Origin of the sequence: Halomonas sp. SIMBA_159 (genome assembly GCF_046536035.1) — a bacterium.
GTDB classification, from domain to species: domain Bacteria; phylum Pseudomonadota; class Gammaproteobacteria; order Pseudomonadales; family Halomonadaceae; genus Vreelandella; species Vreelandella venusta_A.
Genome location: NZ_JAWJBT010001376.1, coordinates 1 through 243, shown reverse-complemented (window position 1 = coordinate 243; position 243 = coordinate 1). Strand labels below are relative to the sequence as shown.

1 protein-coding gene is annotated in these 243 nt (G+C 58.4%); it reads right to left on the bottom strand.

Features of this window, described 5'->3' with window-relative positions; translation table 11 throughout:
* The coding region (locus tag R0J87_RS23750; protein ID WP_498889466.1) for an alpha/beta fold hydrolase at positions 1-224 on the bottom strand (224 nt) is incomplete at its 3' end.
* Positions 225-243: the final 19 nt, after the last annotated feature.

Sequence of the window (243 nt, the reverse complement as noted above, 5' to 3'; positions counted from 1 at the left end):
TCGGCGGCGAGTGAATAAAGTAGCTTTTGTGCGAACAGCACAGGCGCCTCCACCGATGGCACATGGCCAACACCTGCAAAAACCTCCAGCGACGCGCCATCGAGTTCTGCCGCCAGGGCTTCTAGCGGCGCGGGCGGGGTGGCCATATCCTCACTGCCACCAAATAGCTGCACGTGGACTTTCTTAGAAGCTAGTTTTCCGGTGAACGTATCGCGGCCCAGCATTTAACACAGCTGGGCGTAG